This is a genomic window from Micromonospora thermarum, assembly GCF_012034245.1.
GTDB classification, from domain to species: Bacteria; Actinomycetota; Actinomycetes; order Mycobacteriales; family Micromonosporaceae; genus Micromonospora; species Micromonospora thermarum.
Genome location: NZ_JAATEO010000020.1, coordinates 48,873 through 68,329, shown reverse-complemented (window position 1 = coordinate 68,329; position 19,457 = coordinate 48,873). Strand labels below are relative to the sequence as shown.

22 protein-coding genes and 1 riboswitch are annotated in these 19,457 nt (G+C 73.6%); of the genes, 17 read left to right on the top strand and 5 right to left on the bottom strand.

The genetic code is table 11. The annotated features are described in order from the left end of the window. Positions 1-217: 217 nt before the first annotated feature. The 12 genes from clsA (at position 218) to HCJ94_RS18840 (ending at position 9,101) form a co-directional block, all read left to right on the top strand. Positions 218-829 carry a cardiolipin synthase ClsA gene (gene clsA / locus HCJ94_RS18895; RefSeq protein WP_168002349.1) on the top strand — a complete coding sequence of 204 codons (612 nt, stop codon included), beginning with the start codon at positions 218-220 and terminating at the stop codon, positions 827-829. Next, a complete protein-coding gene (locus HCJ94_RS18890; protein ID WP_168002348.1) occupies positions 826-1,758 on the top strand; it encodes a DUF881 domain-containing protein in 933 nt (310 codons plus the stop codon). The genes clsA and HCJ94_RS18890 overlap by 4 nt, the downstream gene beginning before the upstream one ends. Next, a complete protein-coding gene (locus tag HCJ94_RS18885) occupies positions 1,755-2,087 on the top strand; it encodes a small basic family protein (protein ID WP_155332176.1) in 333 nt (110 codons plus the stop codon). Before HCJ94_RS18890 ends, HCJ94_RS18885 begins: the two co-directional genes overlap by 4 nt. Before the next feature lie 10 nt (positions 2,088-2,097). Continuing rightward, a complete protein-coding gene (locus tag HCJ94_RS18880; RefSeq protein WP_168002347.1) occupies positions 2,098-3,054 on the top strand; it encodes a DUF881 domain-containing protein in 957 nt (318 codons plus the stop codon). A gap of 64 nt (positions 3,055-3,118) precedes the next feature. Next, positions 3,119-3,499: a glycine cleavage system protein GcvH gene (gene gcvH / locus HCJ94_RS18875; protein WP_168002346.1), complete on the top strand. Its 381-nt coding sequence runs from the start codon at positions 3,119-3,121 to the stop codon at positions 3,497-3,499. 214 nt (positions 3,500-3,713) lie between these two features. Then, the gene (gene odhI / locus HCJ94_RS18870; RefSeq protein ID WP_007071101.1) at positions 3,714-4,166 is read left to right on the top strand and encodes an oxoglutarate dehydrogenase inhibitor Odhl; all 453 of its coding nucleotides are present in this window, start codon (positions 3,714-3,716) and stop codon (positions 4,164-4,166) included. Between the two features lie 50 nt (positions 4,167-4,216). Further along, positions 4,217-4,912, top strand: coding sequence for a transcriptional regulator FtsR (gene ftsR / locus HCJ94_RS18865; protein ID WP_205801517.1), 696 nt, complete (start codon positions 4,217-4,219; stop codon positions 4,910-4,912). A gap of 172 nt (positions 4,913-5,084) precedes the next feature. Further along, on the top strand, positions 5,085-5,549 hold the full coding sequence (locus HCJ94_RS18860; RefSeq protein WP_089014393.1) for a bifunctional nuclease family protein: 465 nt from the start codon (positions 5,085-5,087) through the stop codon (positions 5,547-5,549). A 173-nt stretch (positions 5,550-5,722) separates the two neighbouring features. Further along, the gene (locus HCJ94_RS18855; RefSeq protein WP_168002344.1) at positions 5,723-6,310 is read left to right on the top strand and encodes a MerR family transcriptional regulator; all 588 of its coding nucleotides are present in this window, start codon (positions 5,723-5,725) and stop codon (positions 6,308-6,310) included. A 469-nt stretch (positions 6,311-6,779) separates the two neighbouring features. Then, a complete protein-coding gene (locus HCJ94_RS18850) occupies positions 6,780-7,178 on the top strand; it encodes a group I truncated hemoglobin (RefSeq protein WP_168002343.1) in 399 nt (132 codons plus the stop codon). 2 nt (positions 7,179-7,180) lie between these two features. Further along, the gene (locus HCJ94_RS18845; RefSeq protein ID WP_168002342.1) at positions 7,181-8,365 is read left to right on the top strand and encodes a globin domain-containing protein; all 1,185 of its coding nucleotides are present in this window, start codon (positions 7,181-7,183) and stop codon (positions 8,363-8,365) included. 52 nt (positions 8,366-8,417) lie between these two features. Next, the gene (locus HCJ94_RS18840; protein WP_309227338.1) at positions 8,418-9,101 is read left to right on the top strand and encodes a DivIVA domain-containing protein; all 684 of its coding nucleotides are present in this window, start codon (positions 8,418-8,420) and stop codon (positions 9,099-9,101) included. 49 nt (positions 9,102-9,150) lie between these two features. Here the strand turns inward: HCJ94_RS18840 and HCJ94_RS18835 are convergent, their stop codons facing one another. Then, positions 9,151-9,618, bottom strand: coding sequence for a DUF6194 family protein (locus HCJ94_RS18835; RefSeq protein ID WP_168002341.1), 468 nt, complete (start codon positions 9,616-9,618; stop codon positions 9,151-9,153). Positions 9,619-9,710: 92 nt separating this feature from the next. Continuing rightward, positions 9,711-10,370, bottom strand: a complete 660-nt coding sequence (locus HCJ94_RS18830) for an NAD(P)H-binding protein (protein ID WP_168002340.1) — start codon at positions 10,368-10,370, stop codon at positions 9,711-9,713. Positions 10,371-10,554: 184 nt separating this feature from the next. On the opposite strand from HCJ94_RS18830, the gene HCJ94_RS18825 reads away from it, so the two are divergent. Both HCJ94_RS18825 and gcvP read left to right on the top strand, forming a co-directional pair. Next, positions 10,555-11,412, top strand: coding sequence for an NAD-dependent protein deacetylase (locus HCJ94_RS18825; protein ID WP_168002401.1), 858 nt, complete (start codon positions 10,555-10,557; stop codon positions 11,410-11,412). A 68-nt stretch (positions 11,413-11,480) separates the two neighbouring features. Continuing rightward, positions 11,481-11,579, top strand: a riboswitch (glycine riboswitch). Positions 11,580-11,651: 72 nt separating this feature from the next. Continuing rightward, the gene (gene gcvP, locus HCJ94_RS18820; RefSeq protein ID WP_168002339.1) at positions 11,652-14,468 is read left to right on the top strand and encodes an aminomethyl-transferring glycine dehydrogenase; all 2,817 of its coding nucleotides are present in this window, start codon (positions 11,652-11,654) and stop codon (positions 14,466-14,468) included. 125 nt (positions 14,469-14,593) lie between these two features. Here gcvP and HCJ94_RS18815 read toward each other — a convergent pair whose 3' ends face one another. Continuing rightward, positions 14,594-14,794 carry a DUF5999 family protein gene (locus HCJ94_RS18815; RefSeq protein WP_168002400.1) on the bottom strand — a complete coding sequence of 67 codons (201 nt, stop codon included), beginning with the start codon at positions 14,792-14,794 and terminating at the stop codon, positions 14,594-14,596. 147 nt (positions 14,795-14,941) lie between these two features. Here HCJ94_RS18815 and HCJ94_RS18810 point away from each other — a divergent pair, with 147 nt between their 5' ends. Further along, entirely contained in the window at positions 14,942-16,117 is a 1,176-nt protein-coding gene (locus HCJ94_RS18810) for a chorismate-binding protein (RefSeq protein WP_373684345.1), read from the top strand. A 90-nt stretch (positions 16,118-16,207) separates the two neighbouring features. On the opposite strand, the gene HCJ94_RS18805 is transcribed toward HCJ94_RS18810, so the two are convergent. Together HCJ94_RS18805 and HCJ94_RS18800 are read right to left on the bottom strand one after the other, a co-directional pair. Beyond that, positions 16,208-17,014 carry an ABC transporter permease gene (locus HCJ94_RS18805; protein ID WP_168002337.1) on the bottom strand — a complete coding sequence of 269 codons (807 nt, stop codon included), beginning with the start codon at positions 17,012-17,014 and terminating at the stop codon, positions 16,208-16,210. Then, on the bottom strand, positions 17,011-17,985 hold the full coding sequence (locus tag HCJ94_RS18800; RefSeq protein WP_168002336.1) for an ATP-binding cassette domain-containing protein: 975 nt from the start codon (positions 17,983-17,985) through the stop codon (positions 17,011-17,013). The genes HCJ94_RS18805 and HCJ94_RS18800 overlap by 4 nt, the downstream gene beginning before the upstream one ends. Positions 17,986-18,061: 76 nt before the next feature. Between HCJ94_RS18800 and HCJ94_RS18795 the strand changes: the two genes are divergently transcribed. Together HCJ94_RS18795 and def are read left to right on the top strand one after the other, a co-directional pair. Beyond that, complete coding sequence (locus tag HCJ94_RS18795; protein ID WP_168002335.1) at positions 18,062-18,874, top strand: TetR/AcrR family transcriptional regulator; 813 nt, start codon at positions 18,062-18,064, stop codon at positions 18,872-18,874. Between the two features lie 10 nt (positions 18,875-18,884). After that, complete coding sequence (gene def, locus HCJ94_RS18790) at positions 18,885-19,394, top strand: peptide deformylase (RefSeq protein WP_168002334.1); 510 nt, start codon at positions 18,885-18,887, stop codon at positions 19,392-19,394. Positions 19,395-19,457 lie beyond the last annotated feature (63 nt).

Here is a 19,457-nt window from a genome sequence, read left to right as displayed (position 1 = left end):
GGACGGCACCGGACACCGGGAAGCCCGCGACAGGGCGGATATAGTGGCAGCGCAACTCGCCCGGCCCGTGATCCCACGTGATCACGGGCCGCGTCGGAAGTCGGCCCCGGGCCCGGGGCCGCAGGGGGAGCCGGCGACAGCCGGCCCGACAGTGCGTACGAGCCTCCGCACCGTCCGATCACGGCCGGGCGCCGGAGCGCGTCGCGGAGGAGGTTCGGTGTCGCGTCGGCCGGCTCGGGCAGGGCATCCGCGAGCCTCCGCCGATTCGGGCGACCAGATCCTCACCCTGCCCAACCTGATCAGCTTCATCCGGCTGCTCGGCGTCCCGTTGTTCCTGTACCTGCTGCTGGTGCCGCGCGCCGACGTGGCCGCGATCGTGGTGCTGGCCGTCGGCGGCACCACCGACTGGGTGGACGGCTGGATCGCCCGCCGGCTCGGCCAGGTGAGCCGCTTGGGCGAGCTGCTGGACCCGCTCGCCGACCGGCTCTACATCCTGGCCACGCTGCTGGCGTTCACCGCCCGCGAGGTGGTGCCGTGGCAGTTCACGGTGGCACTGCTGGCCCGGGAGGTGCTCCTGCTGGGCTCGCTCGCCGTGCTGCGGCGCCACGGGTACGGGCCGCCGCCGGTGCACTACGTCGGCAAGACGGCGACGTTCCTGCTGCTGGCCGCGTTCCCGATCCTGCTGCTCGCGGCGGCGGTACCGGCCGCGGCGACGGCGGCCGGCGCCATCGGTTGGGGGCTGGCGTGGTGGGGTCTGGTGCTCTACTGGGTGGCCGGCGGGATGTACGTGGTGCAGGCGTACCGGCTGGTGCGGGAGGCGAGGCGATGACCGGCACGCCGACGGAGCGCCCGGAGCGCACGGCGCGGGTGTACGCGCCGGACTTCCTGACCGAACTGTTCCGCAACCCGCTCGATCCGGGGTACGCGGACGCGGCCGAGCGCCGGCGGGAGGCGCCGCCGGCGAGCTGGCGGCAGTGGTCGGCGCGGTCGGTGAGCCTGGTCGTCCTGCTGGTGCTGGGTTTCCTGTTCGCGGTGGCGTACCGGCAGACGGTGGCGGAGGCGCCGGGACGTACCCAGGCCCGGGAGGGTCTGGTGCAGCAGATCAAGCAGCGGGAGAGCGAGACCGACGACCTGTCCGAGCGGGCTGACGCGCTGCGGGCGGAGGTGGCCCGGCTGCGGGCCGCCGCGCTGGGCGGTTCGGAGGCGGCGCGGCTGCGGAACCTCGAGGCGGGCACCGGGCTGGGCCGGGTGCGCGGTGACGGCGTCGTGGTGCGGCTGGCGGACGCGCCGCCGGACGAGGACGCGGTGCCCGACGCGGACGTGGGGCCGTCGAAGGTGATCTACACCGACCTGCAGGGGGTCGCGAACGACCTGTGGGCGGCGGGCGCGGAGGCGATCGCGATCAACGGTCAGCGGTTGACGGCGACGTCGACGATCCGGCAGGCGGGGCAGGCGATCCTGGTGGACTTCCGGCCCGTGACGGGGCCGTACGAGGTGTCGGCGATCGGGCCGGAGGAGATGCGGGAGCGGTACGAGCGGGGCCGGAGCGCGTCGACGATGCGGAAGGTCGCCGAGGACACGGGCTTGTCGTTCGGGATCCGCGACGCCGAGGACCTCACGTTGCCGGCCGCGCCGGAGCCGCGGCTACGCTACGCGCAGCCGCCGGCCAGCCCGAGTCCGACGCCGTCGGGTCGGTCGGTCAGTCCGGGGGCGTCCGGTTCGGGGACGTCTCCCACCCCCTCCGGAGGTAGTCGATGATCGCGGTGTTGGCGTTGCTCGCGGGTGTGGGGCTCGGGTTGTGGCTCGACCCGACGGTCCCGGCGGCGTTGCAGCCGTACCTGCCGATCGCCGTGGTGGCGGCGTTGGACGCGGTGTTCGGCGGGGTGCGGGCCAAGCTGGATCGGATCTTCGACGACAAGCAGTTCGTGGTGTCGTTCATCTCGAACGTGCTGGTGGCCGGTCTGATCGTGTATCTGGGGGACCAGTTGGGCGTGGGCAGCCAGCTGTCGACGGGTGTGGTGGTCGTGCTGGGGGTGCGGATCTTCGGGAACGTGGCGGCGATCCGCCGGCACCTGTTCCGGGCGTAGGTTGTCTGTGATGAGCAGCGACGAGCACACCGAGACGGGCACCGGTTGGCCGCAGCCGGCGGATCCGCGGCGTCCGTCGGGTCCGGCGGGGGAGCCGGATCCGCGGCCGGACGCGCCGGATCCGGACGAGTTGAGCCCGCTGGCGCCGGAGGCCGCCCCGGGGGAGGAGCCGGCGGCGCGGGACGGTGGTGAGCCGACGGTGAATCTGTCGACGGCGGAGCCGGCCGGCGGGGACGGGGCGGCCGCTGGGGCACCGGCCGGTGCGGGGCGGCGGATGAGTTCGGCGGCGCTGATGATCGCGGTGCTGCTGGCGTTGCTGGGGTTCACGCTGGTGGAGCAGCTGCGGACGACGTCGGCGGATCCGACGACGTCGGCGGCGCGCCAGGAGGACCTGGTGCGGATTCTGTACGACCTTAACGCGCGGGATGTTCGGCTGCGGCAGGACATCGCGACGTTGGAGGAGAGCCAGCGGCAGTTGCGCTCGGGTGAGCAGGGTCGGCAGGCGGCGTTGGAGGAGGCGAGCCGGCGGGCGGACGAGCTGGGCATCCTGGCGGGGACGCTGCCGGCGACGGGGCCGGGGTTGTCGGTGCGGTTCGAGGCCGGTGGTGGGAAGCCGATCTCGGCGTCGCGGGTGCTGGACGCGGTGCAGGAGTTGCGGGGCGCGGGCGCGGAGGCGATGCAGATTTCCGGCGGTGATCGGGCGACGGTGCGGATCATCGCGTCGACGTTCTTCCTGGACGGGGAGAACGGGTCGTTGATCGTGGACGGGCGGCGGTTGACGGGGCCGTACACGATCACGGTGATCGGGGATCCGGCGACCATGCGTACGGCGTTGAACATTCCGGGCGGGGTGGTGGCGACGGTCGCGGGTGACGGCGGTACGGTGATCGTCGAGGATCGTGAGGCTGCCGAGGTTTCGGCGCTGCACGCGCCGATCAAGCTGGAACACGCCCGTCCGGTCTCCTGACCGGCGCGGCCGGCGCCGGTTTCCCTTGGGGGCCGGTGCACCGATGGGATGAAGGACGCGTCTGGTGATTCCTGAGGATCTGCGGTATACCGCCGAGCACGAGTGGGTGGCGGGTGGTGGCGACGGTGCTGTCCGGGTCGGCATCACCCACTTCGCGCAGGACGCGCTGGGTGACATCGTGTACGTCCAGCTGCCTGAGGCGGGCGCGGTGGTGACGGCTGGTGAGTCGTTGGGTGAGATCGAGTCGACGAAGAGCGTGTCGGAGATCTACGCACCGCTCAGTGGGACGGTGTCGGCGCGCAACGAGGCGCTCGGCGACACTCCCGAGGTGATCAACACTGATCCGTACGGTGCGGGTTGGTTGGTGGAGATCACTCCGGACGATCCGGCGGCGGTGGACGGGCTGCTGTCGGCGGGTGCGTACCGCGAGCTCACCGAGAGCTGAGTGTGTCCGTTGCCGGTGCGGCGGTTGGTCCGCGCGTCCGGTTGCCCTGCATTTCGGCGCTGGCTAGGCTCGCCCAGTCGACCGAGAATCCGATAGTTGAGCGTTGCGGAATTGCCTTCCCTGGCAGGGGGAGCCAGCCGCCGGGTGAGAGAGTGCCCGGCGGCCAGACCCGCCATTCCCGTGCGCCGACGCAACTGATCCGTGAGGTGGTCCCATGACGCGCCCAGACGACGAGTTCCCCCCGCTCGACGTCACTTCGACGCTCAATCTCGGTTCGCTCGACGAGGTCCTGGAGGGGCCGGACACCGATGTGGTGCCGAGCCGGATGTCCGGTTCGTTGCCGCCGGGGATGGCGCTGCTGGTGGTCCGGCGGGGTCCGAACGCGGGTGCCCGGTTCCTGTTGGACCACGATGTGACGACGAGTGGGCGGCATCCCGACAGTGACATCTTCCTCGATGACGTGACGGTGTCGCGGCGGCACGCCGAGTTCCACCGGGACGGTGGGACGTTCACGGTGCGGGACGTGGGAAGCCTGAACGGCACGTACGTGAATCGTGAGCGGGTCGAGGCGGCCACGTTGAGCAACGGTGACGAGGTGCAGATCGGTAAGTTCCGGGTGGTGTTCATCGCCGGTCCGCGCCCGGAGGAGGAGGCCGGCCGGGGGTGAACGAGCCTGCGGCCTCCGCCGCGCCGGGGTCGGCCCGTACGCAGCCGTTGATGAGTATCGGCGAGGTGCTGGCCCAGTTGCGGGTGGATTTTCCGGACACGACGTTGTCGAAGCTGCGGTTCCTCGAGGCTGAGGGTCTCGTGGAGCCGCAGCGGACGGCGGCGGGGTACCGGAAGTACAGCTGGGACGACGTGGCTCGGCTGCGGTTCGTGCTGACCGCCCAGCGGGACCAGTTCCTGCCGTTGCGGGTGATCCGTGAGCAGTTGGCGGAGTGGGACGCGACGGGTGAGCCGCCGGGTCGGTCGCGGCCGCAGTTGGTGGCGGTGGGTCCCGGTGGTGAGGTGCCGGGGCGGGAGGCGGAGGTCGAGTCGCCGGAGGTGCGGCTGGGCCGGGCCGAGTTGGTGGCGCGGAGCGGGCTCGACGAGTCGACGTTGGTGGAGTTGGAGCGGCTCGGTGTGGTGGTGTCGGATCCGCCGGGTTGGTACGACGGGGACGCGTTGATCATCGCTCGGGCGGTGGCGGGTCTGGCGGCGTACGGGTTGGAGCCGCGGCACGTGCGGGGGTATCGGTCGGCGGCGGACCGTGAGGTGGGTCTGTTCGCGCAGTTGGTGGCGCCGTTGGCGCGGCAGAGTGATCCGGCGGCGCGGGCGCGGGCGGCGGAGACGGCGCGGGAGTTGGTGGCGTTGTCGCAGCAGTTGCACGCGGCGTTGGTGCGGGTGGGGTTGCGGTCGACGTTGGGCCGGTGACGGGGTCCGTGCGGAAAGATCTGTGCGGGGAAGCGTGCCGTAGGCTTGCCGGGGTAACCCCTTTCTGGCGCGGGCGTGGCGCTTGCAGCGCGTGGGACGGCCGTGTCGCGGTCCGTGTACCGTGCAGGAGAGGGCGCGGTGCGGCGTAGGTGACAACGACACGGAGGCGGCGGTGCGCGAGCTGAGCGTGGTCGGGGTTCGGGTGGAGCTGCCGAGCAACCAGCCGATCGTCCTGCTCAGGGAGGTCGAGGGGGACCGCTATCTGCCGATCTGGATCGGCGCGGTCGAGGCTACGGCGATCGCCTACGAGCAGCAGGGGGTCAAGCCGGCCCGCCCGTTGACGCATGATCTTCTGCGGGATGTGTTGGCGGCGTTGAAGGCGCCGTTGCGGGCGGTGGAGATCACGGAGTTGAAGGAGAACGTGTTCTACGCCGACCTGTTGATCGGTGACGGGGTGCGGGTGTCGGCGCGGCCGAGTGATTCCATCGCGTTGGCGTTGCGGGTGGGTGCGCCCATTCGTTGTGCCGAGGAGGTTCTCAGTGAGGCCGGGATCGTGATTCCGGACGAGCAGGAGGACGAGGTGGAGAAGTTCCGCGAGTTCCTGGAGCAGGTGCGTCCGGAGGATTTCGCCGGCTGACCGCGACCATCCGGTCGTCACGTTGTGTGACGGCGGCTGTGGTGGTGTGGTGGCTGCGGCGTGTCGAGGCTGTCGTTGCGTGGTAACCGTCCGGTGCGGCGTTAGGGTTGCCGTATCGAGGGGTGCGCGTCCCGGAGTCGACGTGTCACCGCACGGGCGGGGAGGTTGTCCGGATGCAGGAGCCGCGGGATCCCGATTCGGGTACGGAACAGGGTGCGCCGCTGCCGGCGACGGACGGTGACGGCGCGGTGGGCTACCGGGGTGTGACGGCGTGCCACGCGGTGGGTATCAGCTACCGGCAGTTGGACTACTGGGCTCGGACGGGTCTGGTGGTGCCGAGTGTGCGGGACGCGTCGGGTTCGGGGACGCAGCGGTTGTACTCGTTCCGGGACCTGGTGGTGCTGAAGGTCGTGAAGCGGTTGCTGGACGCCGGGGTGTCCTTGCAGAACATCCGGAAGGCGATCGAGGCGTTGCGGTCGCGGGGTGTGGAGGACCTGGCGGGCATCACGTTGATCTCGGACGGGACGACGGTGTACGAGTGCCGGTCGCCGGAGGAGGTGGTCGACCTGTTGCAGGGTGGCCAGGGGGTGTTTGGCATCGCGATCGGTGGCGCGTTCAAGGAGATCCTGGGGTCGTTGTCGCATCTGCCGTCGGAGCCGGCCGGCGGGGAGCCGGCGGGGGCGGAGCCGGTGGCTCCGGTGGCCGAGGATGTGGTCGGTGACGAGTTGGCGGCGCGTCGGGCGCGGCGCCGGGCGGGTTGACGGTTCTCCGCGAGGTGTGGGTGTACGCCCGGGCGTGTGTGACGCGCCCGGGCGTTTCCGTGTGTGGGGACTACTGCGGGTTGTCGCTGGCGGGCGCGCGGGGTTGGCCCGGGGGCGGTTCTGTGGGCGGCCGGCGGCGGTGCTCGGTGGGGGAACCGGCCGGTGACGCCGTGAGTTGCGGTTGGTGGGAATGCCACGTCCACGGTGGAGGGTGACGCGGGTCGATGACGCTGCGCGTCCGTGTGATCGCCCACTGTCGACCGACCAGGGGCGTTATATCACGCTCCGTGGCCGACTGTTGTCAGCAATCCGATAGGCCGGCCGTGACCGGGCGCGTGCGACGCGCTATGGTCCGTCACGGCCCACCTTGGCGCTGGCGCCGACTGTGGACGACGCGCCGGAGCGGGTGGGCGTGACCCCTTGCGCGCCGACCCCAGCGCGAGCCCCCTCAGCACGGAAGGAATCGACCGTGACGGTTACCGAAGAGACCGCCCCCACCTCCCACTACGAGCGCATCGGCGGCGCCAGTTCCGTGAAGGCGGCGGTGGATGTGTTCTACGACAAGGTCCTGGCCGACCCGGAGCTGGCCGGCTACTTCACCGATGTGGACATGCCGGCCCAGCGGCGGCACATGGTGCTGATGCTGACCGTGGTGCTGGGTGGGCCGAACGAGTACGCCGGGCGCGGCCTGGCCGAGGCGCACCAGCCGCTGAACATCCCGCCGGCGCACTACGCCCTGGTGGGTGGCCACCTCACCGACACGCTGACCGAGCTGGGTGTGCCGGGCGACGTCATCGCCGACGTGCAGGCGGTGCTGGCCCAGGTGCAGGACCAGGTGGTGGCCGGCGGGACCCGGGCGGGCGTCTGAGCGTGGACGTCGCCCGGCTCAAGCAGAGCTGGTCCCTGGTCGCCGCGCACGGCGACCAGGTGCCGCTCTATTTCTATTCCACGCTGTTCCTGGCGCACCCGGAGACCCGCCAGATGTTCCCGACGAACATGGCGGGGCAGCGGGACCGGCTCGTGACCGCGCTGGGGCACGTCGTGTCGAACGTGGACCAGGTGGACCGGCTGGTCGGGTTCCTCACCGACCTCGGCGCGGACCACCGCAAGTTCGCCGTCCGCGCCGAGCACTACCCGGCGGTGGGTGAGGCGTTGCTGGCCACGTTGCGGCACTTCCTGGCCGACCAGTGGACCGAGGAACTGGCCCAGGACTGGGCCGGCGCGTACGGGCTGGTGTCGAAGGTGATGATGGACGGCGCGCAGGCGGCGGAGGCGGTGAACCCGCCGTGGTGGGTGGCGGAGATCGTCGGCCACGAGCGGCGGGCGTTCGACGTGGCGGTGCTGACGTTGCGCCCGCAGTACCTGCTGCCGTTCACCCCCGGCCAGTCGATCGGGGTGTCGCACCCGTCGGTGCGGTCGTGGCGGTACTACTCGCCGGCGAACGCCCCCCGCAGCGACGGCACGCTGGAGCTGCACGTGCGGGCCGCGCCGGGCGGCGCGGTGTCGTCCCGCCTGGTGTACGGGTGCACGACCGGCGACCAGATCCACCTGTCGTCGCCGGTCGGTGACCGGCTGACCCTGGCCTCGGCGGGGTCGGCGGACCTGCTGCTGCTGGCCGGCGGCACCGGCTGGGCGCCGGTGAAGTCGTTGGTCGAGCAGGTCACGGCGGAGGGTTCCCGGCGGCGGGTCGACCTGTACGTGGGGGCGCGGTCGCGGACGGAGTTCTACGACAGCGACGCCATCGACAAGCTGGCGTCGTCGCACCCGTGGCTGTCGGTGACCTACGTGGTGGGCGTGGACATGCGCCGCCCGGAGACGTTCACGTCCCCGGTGGACCGGGCCCTCGCCGACGGCGACTGGCGGTCCCGGCACGTGTACGTGTGCGGCTCCGACGACATGGTGTCGCACGCCGTGACGACGCTGGGCCGCGCCGGCTACCACGCCGGCCAGCTGCACCACGAGGGGTTGGGCGCGCACTGGTACGGGCCGTCGTGGCGGACGGCGGTGCAGCAGGCGGCGACCCCGTCATCCGGGGATGAGAGGCAGGTCCCGTGAGCGCGAGGAGTGAGCTCGCGAGCCCCGCAGTGGCGGACGAAGGGCGGATACGGTGAGCGCGAGCCAGATCAGCCGGTACGACGGTATGCACGTCTCCGGTGGTGTGCAGGTGCGGATGACCGCGGACCGGGTGCGGCGGTGGGAGTTCGGCACCGCCTCGTTCACCCGCCGGGGCTACGACAACGCCGACGTGGACCGGTTCCGGGTGCAGGTGGCCGACGAGCTGGATCTGCTGGCGTCGCAGATCGCGCACCTGCGGGCGGAGAACGAGCGGCTCAACGACCAGCTGGAGCTGCACCGGCACGGGGTGCTGCCGAGCGCGCCGGCGGCGGCGATGCCGGCGGCGAAGGAGGTGAACCTGCTGTCGGCGGCGCAGCGGGAGGCCGAGCAGATCATCGCCCAGGCGCACGACTACGCCCGGCGGGTCGCCGAGTACGCCCGGGCGCAGTACGAGAGCTACGTGCGGGCCGCGGCGGAGGAGGCCCGGCAGGAGGCGGAGCGGGCGGTGCAGGAGTACCGCGCGTCGGCCGGGGCGAGCTTCGACGACTCGGTGGCGGCGCGGGAGGCGCTGCGCATCTACGGCGAGATGATGATCTCGCACATGCAGGCGGCGGCGCGGCACCTCGACGACGGCAGCGAGCACCTGGCGCGGACGATGCAGCGGTTGGCGCAGGACGGTCCGGCGGTCGGTGCGGGCGCCGGGCAGGGTGCGTTGCCCCGCCACGGTCAGCGGTGACGCGGCGTGGGGTCCGGCGTCCGGCCGGCCCCCACGCCAGGGTCCGGTGTCAGGCCGGTGAGCGTCGGGTTCGCTGGTTGGCGTGCTTGCGGGCGGCGAAGCCGTGCGCCTCGGCCAGCAGCGCGCGCACGGCCGGCAGCGTCGCGTCGCCGGGATCGACCACGCTCACCCAGTGCTGGGAGGCGTAGATCGGATGCGGCATCAGGGTGTCCGTCGCCGCGTAGTCGACGCCGGTGTCCAGGACGCCCTGCTCGTCCCGGCGGGACGGGGCGGGGCCGAACAGCGTGGTGTAGCCGGCCCGGGTGAGCCCGATGTTGAGCCGGTAGGCGCCCGGCCGGTTCAGGTCGGACACGGTGTCGTAGTGGTCGCCGGTGACGATCGTCGCGAACGGGAGCTGCCGCTGCGCGGGGAGGTCGCCGTGCGGGTCGTAGATGAAGAACGTGTCACCGGTGGCCTCGAGGGCGGTGACACCGTCGAAGGTGTCGAGGATGTGGCGGGTCATCTCGTCGGCGTTCACACCTTCAATTTTCTCATTGACGTGCTTTGTGAGGCTTTTGCTGGGCGTTCGCTCGGGGGTGCGCGGGCAACCCTCAACTCCGGGGCGAACGGTCAGCGGCCGGTGGCGGCCGGCACCGCGTCGCCGATCGGGGTGTCGCCGTCGACCAGTTCGAGGATCCGGCCGGCGGTGTCGGGGGCATACAGCAGGGCGACGAGGACGCGGGCGACGTCGGCGCGGGTCACGGCCCCGCGCGGGACGTGCCGGGCGAGGGTGATCCGGCCGGTGGGTGCGTCGTCGGTGAGCCGGCCGGGGCGCAGCACCGTCCAGTCCAGGTCGCGGCCGGTGACGTCGTCCTCGGCGGCCTTCTTGGCCCGCAGGTACGCCGCCCACACCGCGTCGGTGCCGGGCGCGGGTGGCGCCTCGACGCCCATCGACGAGACCAGCAGGTAGCGGCGCACGCCGGCGGCCTGGGCGGCGTCGGCGAGGAGCACGGCGGCGGCGCGGTCGACGGTGTCCTTGCGGGCGGCGCCGCTGCCGGGGCCCGCTCCGGCGGCGAAGACGACCGCGTCGGCGCCGGGCAGGTGGCCGGCGACGGTGTCGACCGTCGCGTGTTCCAGGTCGCACACCACCGGGTGGGCGCCGGCCGCGGTGAGGGCGGCGGCGTGGTCCGGATTGCGGATGAGGCCGACGGCGGTGTCGCCGCGTCCGGCGAGTTCCCGTTCCAGCAGCCGGGCGATCTTGCCGTGGCCCCCGGCGATGACGACACGCATACCGCCGAACCTACCGGCCCGGGGCGGCGTGCGGCCCCGCGTGGACGGCCGGACCGGCGCGGCCGGGTCCAGGTCGACCGTCGGCGGTGGGCGCAGCCGGACCTTCCTGGTCGACCGGGTCCGCCGGGGCGGTGTGTGGGCGGGTGAGCGGGGGTTGGGGCAGCATTGTCACGTGACGCAGGAGATGGTCGAGCCCCTGGCGCGCCTGGTCGGCGGCGGTGGGGTGGTGGTGCTCAGCGGGGCGGGCCTGTCCACCGAGTCGGGCATCCCCGACTACCGGGGGCCCAGCGGCGCGGCCCGCCGGCACACCCCGATGACGTACCAGGCGTTCACCGGTGACGTGGCGGCGCGGCGGCGCTACTGGGCGCGCAGCCACCTGGGGTGGCGGACGATCGCCCGGGCCGCCCCGAACGACGGCCACCGGGCGGTGGCCCGTCTGCAGCACGCCGGCCTGGTCGACGGGATCATCACGCAGAACGTCGACGGCCTGCACACGGCGGCGGGCAGCGGCGGGGTGGTGGAGTTGCACGGCCGCCTCGACGAGGTGGTCTGCCTGGACTGCGGCAACGGCACCTCCCGGGAGGAACTGGACCGGCGGCTGACCGAGGCCAACCCGGGGTTCGACGCGCAGGTGGCCGCGGTCAACCCGGACGGTGACGTGGATCTCGCCGACGAGGCGGTGGCCCGGTTCCGGACGGTCGACTGCGCGGTGTGCCGCACCGGCATGCTGAAGCCGGACGTGGTGTTCTTCGGCGAGACGGTGCCCGCGGCGCGGGTGGCCCGCTGCTTCGCGATGGTGGAGTCGGCGCGGCTGCTGCTGGTGCTGGGGTCGTCGTTGACGGTGATGTCGGGGCGGCGGTTCGTGCTGCGGGCGGCGAAGCTGGGCATCCCGGTGGCGATCGTCAACCAGGGCCCGACCCGCGGCGACGCGTACGCGGCGCTGACGGTGGACGCCCCGCTGGGCCGGCTGCTGCCGGCGCTCGCCGACCGCGTCGCACCGCCCGAGCCGGTGCCGGTGGGTGTGACGCCGGTCGCGTCGTAGCCGGGGCGCGGCGGCCGGGGGACGGCGGCGCGGGATTCCTGCGCGCTGGTAGCGTTGACCATGCCGGCAGCACCCACGTGGGAGAGACCGCCCGGAACCACCCGGGGCGGCGCCGAAGGGGCAAATCCTCCCCGGAACCTCTCAGGCAAAAGGACCGCGTGGGCAGGCACTGTGGAGCGCCCGTGGGCGCGACAGAGGGGGAGGGCGACCTGTCGACCTCGCCCCCGGGAGCGCAGCCCATGACCGCAGAGCAGTTCGCCGCCCGCCACATCGGCCCCGACCCGGACGACGAGCGCCGGATGCTGGAGGTCGTCGGCTACGGCTCCATCGACGAGCTGATGGACGCGGCGATCCCCGAGGTGATCCGCTGGCACGGCACCCTCGACCTGCCGGAACCGGCCAGCGAGCACGACGCGCTCGCCGAGCTGCGCGCCCTGGCCGCCCGCAACACCGTCGCCGTGTCCATGATCGGCCTCGGTTACCACGGCACCCACACCCCGGCGGTGATCCGCCGCAACGTGCTGGAGAACCCGGCCTGGTACACGGCGTACACCCCGTACCAGCCGGAGATCAGCCAGGGCCGCCTCGAGGCGCTGCTGAACTTCCAGACGATGGTCACCGACCTGACCGGGCTGGCCACCGCGAACGCCTCCATGCTCGACGAGGGCACCGCCGCGGCCGAGGCGATGACCCTCGCCCGCCGCGCGTCGAAGAGCAAGAGCCCGGTGTACGTGGTCGACGCGGACGCGCTGCCGCAGACCGTCGCGGTGCTCACCGGCCGGGCGGAGCCGCTCGGCATCGAGGTGCGGGTGGTGGACCTGGACACCGACGAGCTGCCAACGGAGTTCTTCGGCCTGCACCTGCAGTACCCGGGCGCGTCCGGCGCGGTGCGGGACCACTCCGGCCTGGTCGACGCCGCCCACGCCGCCGGCGCGCTGGTGACCGTGGCCGCGGACCTGCTCGCGCTGACCCTCCTGCGCCCGCCGGGCGAGATCGGCGCCGACATCGCCGCCGGCACCACCCAGCGGTTCGGCGTACCGATGGGGTTCGGCGGGCCGCACGCCGGCTACCTGGCGGTACGCGCCGGCCTGGAGCGGATGCTGCCCGGCCGCCTGGTCGGCGTGTCCAAGGACGCCGACGGCAACCCGGCGTACCGGCTGGCGTTGCAGACCCGTGAGCAGCACATCCGGCGGGAGAAGGCCACCAGCAACATCTGCACCGCGCAGGTGCTCCTCGCCGTGATGGCCGGCATGTACGCCGTGTACCACGGCCCGGACGGGCTGCGGGCGATCGCGGCGCGTACCCACGAGGCGGCCGCGCGGCTCGCGGCGGGGCTGCGCGCCGGCGGCGTCGACGTCGCGGACGTCGCGTTCTTCGACACCGTCACCGCGACCGTGCCCGGCCGGGCCGCCGACGTCGTCGCGGCCGCCGCGCAGCGCGGCGTGAACCTGCGGCTCGTCGACGCCGACCGGGTCGGGATCTCCTGCGACGAGACCACCACGCCGGCGCACCTGGAGAAGGTGTGGGCGGCCTTCGGGGTGGCGGCGCACGCCGGCGACGTGGACGCCGCCCTGCCGGCGGCGCTGGCGCGCACGTCGGACTTCCTCACCCACCCGGTGTTCCGCACCCACCACTCGGAGACGGCGATGCTGCGCTACCTGCGGCGCCTGGCCGACTTCGACTACGCCCTGGACCGGGGGATGATCCCGCTGGGGTCGTGCACGATGAAGCTCAACGCCACCACCGAGATGGAGCCGGTGAGCTGGGCGGAGTTCGCGCACATCCACCCGTTCGCGCCGGACGCGCAGACCGCCGGCTACCGGGAGATGATCACCCAGCTGGAGGGCTGGCTGGCCGAGGTGACCGGCTACGACGCGGTCAGCGTGCAGCCCAACGCCGGGTCGCAGGGCGAACTGGCCGGCCTGCTGGCCATCCGGGCGTACCACCGGTCCCGTGGCGAGAGCCACCGGGACGTGTGCCTGATCCCGTCGTCGGCGCACGGCACCAACGCCGCGTCGGCGGTGATGGCGGGTATGCGGGTGGTGGTGGTCGGCTGCGACGCCGACGGAAACGTCGACCTGGTCGACCTCGACACGAAGATCGACAAGCACCGGGACGCGCTCGCCGCGATCATGGTGACGTACCCGTCGACGCACGGCGTCTACGAGACGGGTATCGCGTCGCTGTGCGCGAAGGTCCACGACGCCGGCGGCCAGGTGTACGTGGACGGGGCGAACCTCAACGCCCTGGTCGGGTTCGCCAAGCCCGGGAAGTTCGGGGCGGACGTGTCGCACCTGAACCTGCACAAGACGTTCTGCATCCCGCACGGCGGCGGCGGCCCCGGGGTGGGTCCGGTGGCGGTGCGCGCGCACCTGGCGCCGTTCCTGCCCGGTGACCCCCTCACCGCCGCCGCCGGCCGGCCGGCGATCTCCGCGGCCCGGTACGGGTCGGCGGGCATCCTGCCGATCCCGTGGGCGTACCTGCGGATGATGGGCGCGTCCGGGCTGACCCGGGCCACCGGGGTGGCGGTGCTCGCGGCGAACTACGTGGCGGCGCGGCTGCGCGGGCACTTCCCGGTGCTGTACGCGGGCAACAAGGGCCTCGTCGCGCACGAGTGCATCCTGGACCTGCGGCCGCTGACGAAGGCGACCGGGGTGAGCGTCGACGACGTGGCCAAGCGGCTCATCGACTACGGGTTCCACGCGCCGACGATGTCGTTCCCGGTGGCGGGGACGCTGATGGTGGAGCCGACCGAGAGCGAGGACCTGGCCGAGCTGGACCGGTTCTGCGACGCGATGATCGCGATCCGGGCGGAGATCGACAAGGTGGGGTCGGGGGAGTGGCCGGCCGGGGACAACCCGCTGGCCAACGCGCCGCACACCGCGGCGATGGTGTCGGGCGACGAGTGGCCGCACCCGTACCCGCGGTCGGTGGGCGCCTACCCGGCCCAGGAGCGGGTAGGGAAGTACTGGCCGCCGGTGCGCCGCATCGACGGCGCGTACGGCGACCGGAACCTGGTCTGCTCGTGCCCAGCACCGGAGGCCTTCGAGAGCTGACGAGGGTGCCGCCGGGGCGGTCGTGGGCCGCCCCGGCCGCTCACGTCGACTCCACCGCCACCGGTCCCCGCCCGGGGGACTAGCCTGGGGCCGACGTGAACAGGAACGTGACGCTGAGTGGCCGGTCAGGCGACGAGGGCGTGGCGGGCGGGGCCGCGGTGCGGGGCGATGGTGCGCCCGTCGGGCAGCAGCTCGCCGGTGTCCTCAAAAAGGATGACACCGTTGCAGAGCAGGCTCCAGCCCTGCTCAGGGAAGCAGGCGAGGACCCGGGCGGCGTCCCGGTCGGTCGCTTCGGCGGAGGGGCAGGTGGGTTGGTGCTGGCACATCGGGTTCTCCGGACTGTGGGGGCACTGTGTCATGGTTCACATGACCAGTGACGCACAGTACCAAGCGAAAGTGGCCGGCATCGAGCAGGTACGCGCGTGCGGGACACGAAATCCACTGAACGGACGAGGCAGATAGGGCCACACGGCGTGGAAACGCTCCCACGGATTGCGGTCGATGTCCCCGCGGCGCCGGCCGGCTGCCGCCGTACCCTCACCGAGGCCGCCCGCTGGGAATGGCGGCCCGCCGACGGCGGCGACCCGGCCGCGCTCGCGCAGGACTTCCTCGCCGCCCACGGCCTCCACCTGGACGACCTCGCCCGCCCGGCCCGCGCCCACCGCCCCCACGGGGTGTGCGGGGCCGCCCTGTACGTCTCCGCCGCCGCCGGCGCGGCCATCGCCGGCGGCGCCGCCGGCGCCCCCAACCCGGCACCGGCGCTGCCCGAGGTCGCCGTCGTCGTCTACCGGCACGCCGACGTGCCCGCGCCCGCCCGCCGGCCGGCCGCCGGCTGGTGGCTCGGCGACTGGGCGGAGAGCTGGACGCCGCGGCAACACGCCAGCACCGTCCGCGCCGTCCGCGACGCCATCGGCCGCGGCGACGTCTACCAGGTCAACCTCGTCGGACACGCCGCCGCCCCCTACACCGGCGACCCGCTGCCGGCCCTCGCCCGCCTGGGCGCGCTGCCCGGCGCCCGCTACGGCGGCACCCTCAGCGGCGCCGGCTGGGCGATCGGCTGCGCCTCCCCGGAGACCCTGGTGGAGGTCACCGGCGGACGGGTGCTCACCCGGCCCATCAAGGGCACCCGGCCGGCCACCGCCGCCGGCCGCGCCGAGCTGCTGGCCAGCGCGAAGGAACGCGCCGAACACGTCATGATCGTGGACCTGGAACGCAACGACCTGGCCCGTGTCGCCCGCACCGGCAGCGTCCGGGTGGACGAGCTGTTCGCCGTCCGCCGCTGGTGCGACCTGTGGCAGGCCGAGTCCACCGTGTCGGCGGCCGTCGCCGACGGCGTCGGCCTGGCCGACCTGCTCCGGGCCGTCTGCCCCGGCGGGTCGGTCACCGGCGCGCCGAAGCTCGCCGCCCTGGAGCGGATCGCCGCCCTGGAACCGGTGGGCCGGGGCGCCAGCATGGGCGCGCTCGGCTGGGTCGCCCCCGGCCGGGTCGACCTGGGCCTGACCATCCGCACGGCCGCCGCCGACGCCGACCGGCTGCACGTGTGGGCCGGCGGCGGCATCACCTGGGGCAGCGACCCCGACGCCGAGGTCGCCGAGGCCGCCGCGAAGACCGCCCCGGTCCGCGCCACCCTCGCCGCGCCCCGGCCCTAGCCCCGTCGATCATGGAGTCGTGGTGCGGCTGAAGGCCGCGAAAAGGGCGAAACGACCACCACGACTCCATGATCGGCGCGTGCCGGGGCGTCACCGGCCGAGGTGCCGCCAGCGGCGCACCGACAGGGGCAGGAACACGGCGATCAGCAGCACCGGCCACACCACCGCCAGGGCGACGGCGTGCTGCGCGGCGAAGGAGTCGCCGCCCCAGCCCGGGTTGCCGAACAGCTCGCGGCAGGCCGCGACGGTGGCCGACAGCGGGTTCCACTCGGCGACCGCCGCGAGCCAGCCCGGCATCGTCTCGGGTGCGACGAACGCGTTGGAGGTGAACCCGACCGGCCACACCAGGATCTGCAGCGCCACCACCGACTCGGGGCGGCGCAGCACCAGCGCCAGGTGGATGCCCACCCAGATCAGCGCGAACCGCAGCAGCAGGAGCAGCCCCACCGCGGCCAGCGCCCGCGCCGGCCCGGCCCGCCACTGCCAGCCGACCGCCAGCCCGCAGGCGAGCATCACGGCCAGGCCGGCCGCCGAGTGGAGCAGGTCGGCGGCGGCGCGGCCGGTGACCACCGCCGACGGCGCCATCGGCAGCGTCCGGAACCGGTCGGTGACGCCCCGGGCGGTGTCGCTGGCCACCGCCGTGTAGGTGGCCTCGATGCCGAAGGCCACCGTCATGGCGAACATGCCGGGCAGCAGGAACTCCCGGTAGTCACCGCCGCCGGGAACGGTCATCGCGCCGCCGAACAGGTAGCCGAACATCAGCACCAGCAGCACCGGGAAGAGGAGGCCGACGAGCACCGGCACCGGTTGGCGGACCGCGTGCGCGAGCGCGCGGCCGGTGAGCACCAGGCTGTCGGAGACGGCGAAGCGCAGCCGCCGGGCGGGCAGGGTCGTCATGCGGTCACCGTCCGGTCGGTGTCGGGGGCGTCCCGGGCGGTGAGCCGCAGGTACACCTCGTCGAGGGTGGGGCGGCGCACCGCGACGTCCGCCGGGGCGAGCCCAGCGTCGTCGAGCGCCCGCAGCACGGCGGCGAGGGCGGTGACCCGCTGCGGGACGGGCACGCTGAGCCGCAGCGCCGCCGGGTCGACGTCGGGGGCCGCGCCGACGGCGACGCCGACGAGGCGTACCGCCCGGTCGAGGTCGTCGGGGCGGGACAGCACCACGTCGACGCGGTCACCGCCGAGGGCGGTCTTCAGCTGGTCGGGGGTGCCGGCGGCGATGACCCGGCCCCGGTCGACGACCCGGAGGGTGTCGGCCAACTGGTCGGCCTCCTCCAGGTACTGCGTGGTCAGCAGCACGGTCGTGCCGGCCGCGGCGAGCCCGCGCACGGCATCCCACACCTGCGCCCGGGCCCGCGGGTCCAGCCCGGTGGTGGGCTCGTCCAGGACGAGCACCGGCGGGTCGAGGATCAGCCCGGCGGCCAGGTCGAGGCGGCGGCGCATGCCGCCGGAGTACGTGCCGACCGGACGGTCGGCGGCGTCGACGAGGTCGAACCGGTCGAGCAGGTCCGCCGCCCGCGCCCGCGCCCGGGACACCGGCAGGTGGTGCAGGCGCGCGAAGAGCACCAGGTTCTGCCGGCCGCTGAGCACCTCGTCGACGGCGGCGTGCTGGCCGACCAGCCCGATGCGCGCGCGGACCCGGTCCGGGTGGCGCAGCACGTCGGCGCCGGCGACGGTGGCCCGGCCCGCGTCCGGCCGCAGCAGGGTGGTGAGGACCCGCACCGCGGTGGTCTTGCCCGCACCGTTCGGGCCGAGCAGCCCGCACACCCCGCCGGCGGGGACGGTCAGGTCCAGCCCGTCCAGCGCCCGCATGTCGCCGTAGCGCTTGCGGAGCCCCTCGGCGTCGATCGTCGGCCCGTTCACTGGCATGCCGCACCCCCTCGAAACCCGGTTCCCGTACGCCGTACCGTACACCATACGGTACGGCGGACGGTAAGGTGAGCGGGTGACGACCGAGTACAGCGGCACCGGCGATCCGGCGCGCAGCCTCGCCCTGCTGTGGCGCACCCGGGAGCGGGTCGGCCGCAAGGGCCGGCCCGACCTGTCCGTCGACCGCATCGTCCGGGCGGCCATCGAGGTCGCCGACGCCGAAGGGCTCGCCGCCCTGTCCATGCGGCGCGTCGCCGAGCGCCTCGGCGTGGGCACGATGAGCCTCTACACGTACGTGCCGGGCAAGGGCGAACTCCTCGACGTCATGCTCGACACCGTCTACGGGGAGACCGTCGACGCCGCGACCGACGACCCGACCGCCGGCTGGCGGGCCCGCCTGGAACGGGTGGCCCGGGACAACTGGGCCCGCTACCTGCGGCATCCGTGGCTGTTGCAGGTCGCCACCACCCGCCCGCCGCTGGGCCCCCACCTGATCGCCCGCTACGAGCAGGAACTGCGCGCGGTCGACGGGATCGGCCTCACCGACCTGGAGATGGACGCCGTCGTCACGCTCGTCGACGGGTTCGTCCACGGCGCGGTCCGCAGCGCGGTGGAGGCCGCCCAGGCCGCCGCGAGCACCGGCCTGACCGAGCAGCAGTGGTGGGCGGCGCACGCCCCGTACCTGGAGAAGGCCCTCGACCCGCGCCGGTTCCCGCTCGCCGCCCGCGTCGGCACCGCGGCGGGGGAGGAGTACCAGGCCGCCGGTGACCCCCGGCGGGCGTTCGAGTTCGGCCTGGCCCGCATCCTCGACGGCATCGAGGTCCTCGTCCGGGACCGCCCCACCGGCGACGGCGGCGGGCCGGCGACCGCCGCCGGATCCGACCGATAATCTTGCCCGCATGACGATGCGCCCCATCCGGATCATCGGTGACCCGGTGCTGCGGACCCCCGCCGAGCCGGTGACCAGCTTCGACGCCGACCTGCGCGCCCTGGTCACGGACCTGATGGACACCCTGCTCGGCGCTCCCGGCCGGGCCGGCGTCGCCGCACCGCAGATCGGCGTCAGCGCGCAGGTGTTCGTCTACGACGCCGACGGGCACCGCGGCCACCTGATCAACCCCACGCTGGAGCTGTCCGAGGAACTCCAGGACGACGACGAGGGCTGCCTGTCCATCCCCGGCCTGTACTTCCCGACCCCGCGCGCCATGCACGCCACCGCCCACGGCTTCGACCAGCACGGCGAACCGCTGACCATCACCGGGTCCGGGTTCCTCGCCCGCGCCCTGCAACACGAGACCGACCACCTCGCCGGCCGCCTCTACGTGGACACGCTGCGCGGCGACACCCGCCGCCGGGCGTTGCGGGAGATCCGCGCCGGCCGCTTCGACTCACCCCGCCGGGCCGGCTGAGCCCACCCGTACGCGAGTCGGCCGCCGGACCCTCGACGGGCCCGGCGGCCGACGCGTCACCGC

Bases quoted from the DNA above. Each gene is read 5' to 3' on its own strand.
- HCJ94_RS18890 (WP_168002348.1), top strand. From the start codon at position 826: ATGACCGGCACGCCGACGGAGCGCCCGGAGCGCACGGCGCGGGTGTAC.
- HCJ94_RS18885 (WP_155332176.1), top strand. From the start codon at position 1,755: ATGATCGCGGTGTTGGCGTTGCTCGCGGGTGTGGGGCTCGGGTTGTGG.
- HCJ94_RS18880 (WP_168002347.1), top strand. From the start codon at position 2,098: ATGAGCAGCGACGAGCACACCGAGACGGGCACCGGTTGGCCGCAGCCG.
- odhI (WP_007071101.1), top strand. From the start codon at position 3,714: ATGACGCGCCCAGACGACGAGTTCCCCCCGCTCGACGTCACTTCGACG.
- ftsR (WP_205801517.1), top strand. From the start codon at position 4,217: ATGAGTATCGGCGAGGTGCTGGCCCAGTTGCGGGTGGATTTTCCGGAC.
- HCJ94_RS18855 (WP_168002344.1), top strand. From the start codon at position 5,723: ATGCAGGAGCCGCGGGATCCCGATTCGGGTACGGAACAGGGTGCGCCG.
- HCJ94_RS18830 (WP_168002340.1), bottom strand. From the start codon at position 10,370: ATGCGTGTCGTCATCGCCGGGGGCCACGGCAAGATCGCCCGGCTGCTG.
- HCJ94_RS18825 (WP_168002401.1), top strand. From the start codon at position 10,555: ATGGTCGAGCCCCTGGCGCGCCTGGTCGGCGGCGGTGGGGTGGTGGTG.
- gcvP (WP_168002339.1), top strand. From the start codon at position 11,652: ATGACCGCAGAGCAGTTCGCCGCCCGCCACATCGGCCCCGACCCGGAC.
- HCJ94_RS18815 (WP_168002400.1), bottom strand. From the start codon at position 14,794: ATGTGCCAGCACCAACCCACCTGCCCCTCCGCCGAAGCGACCGACCGG.
- HCJ94_RS18805 (WP_168002337.1), bottom strand. From the start codon at position 17,014: ATGACGACCCTGCCCGCCCGGCGGCTGCGCTTCGCCGTCTCCGACAGC.
- HCJ94_RS18800 (WP_168002336.1), bottom strand. From the start codon at position 17,985: ATGCCAGTGAACGGGCCGACGATCGACGCCGAGGGGCTCCGCAAGCGC.
- def (WP_168002334.1), top strand. From the start codon at position 18,885: ATGACGATGCGCCCCATCCGGATCATCGGTGACCCGGTGCTGCGGACC.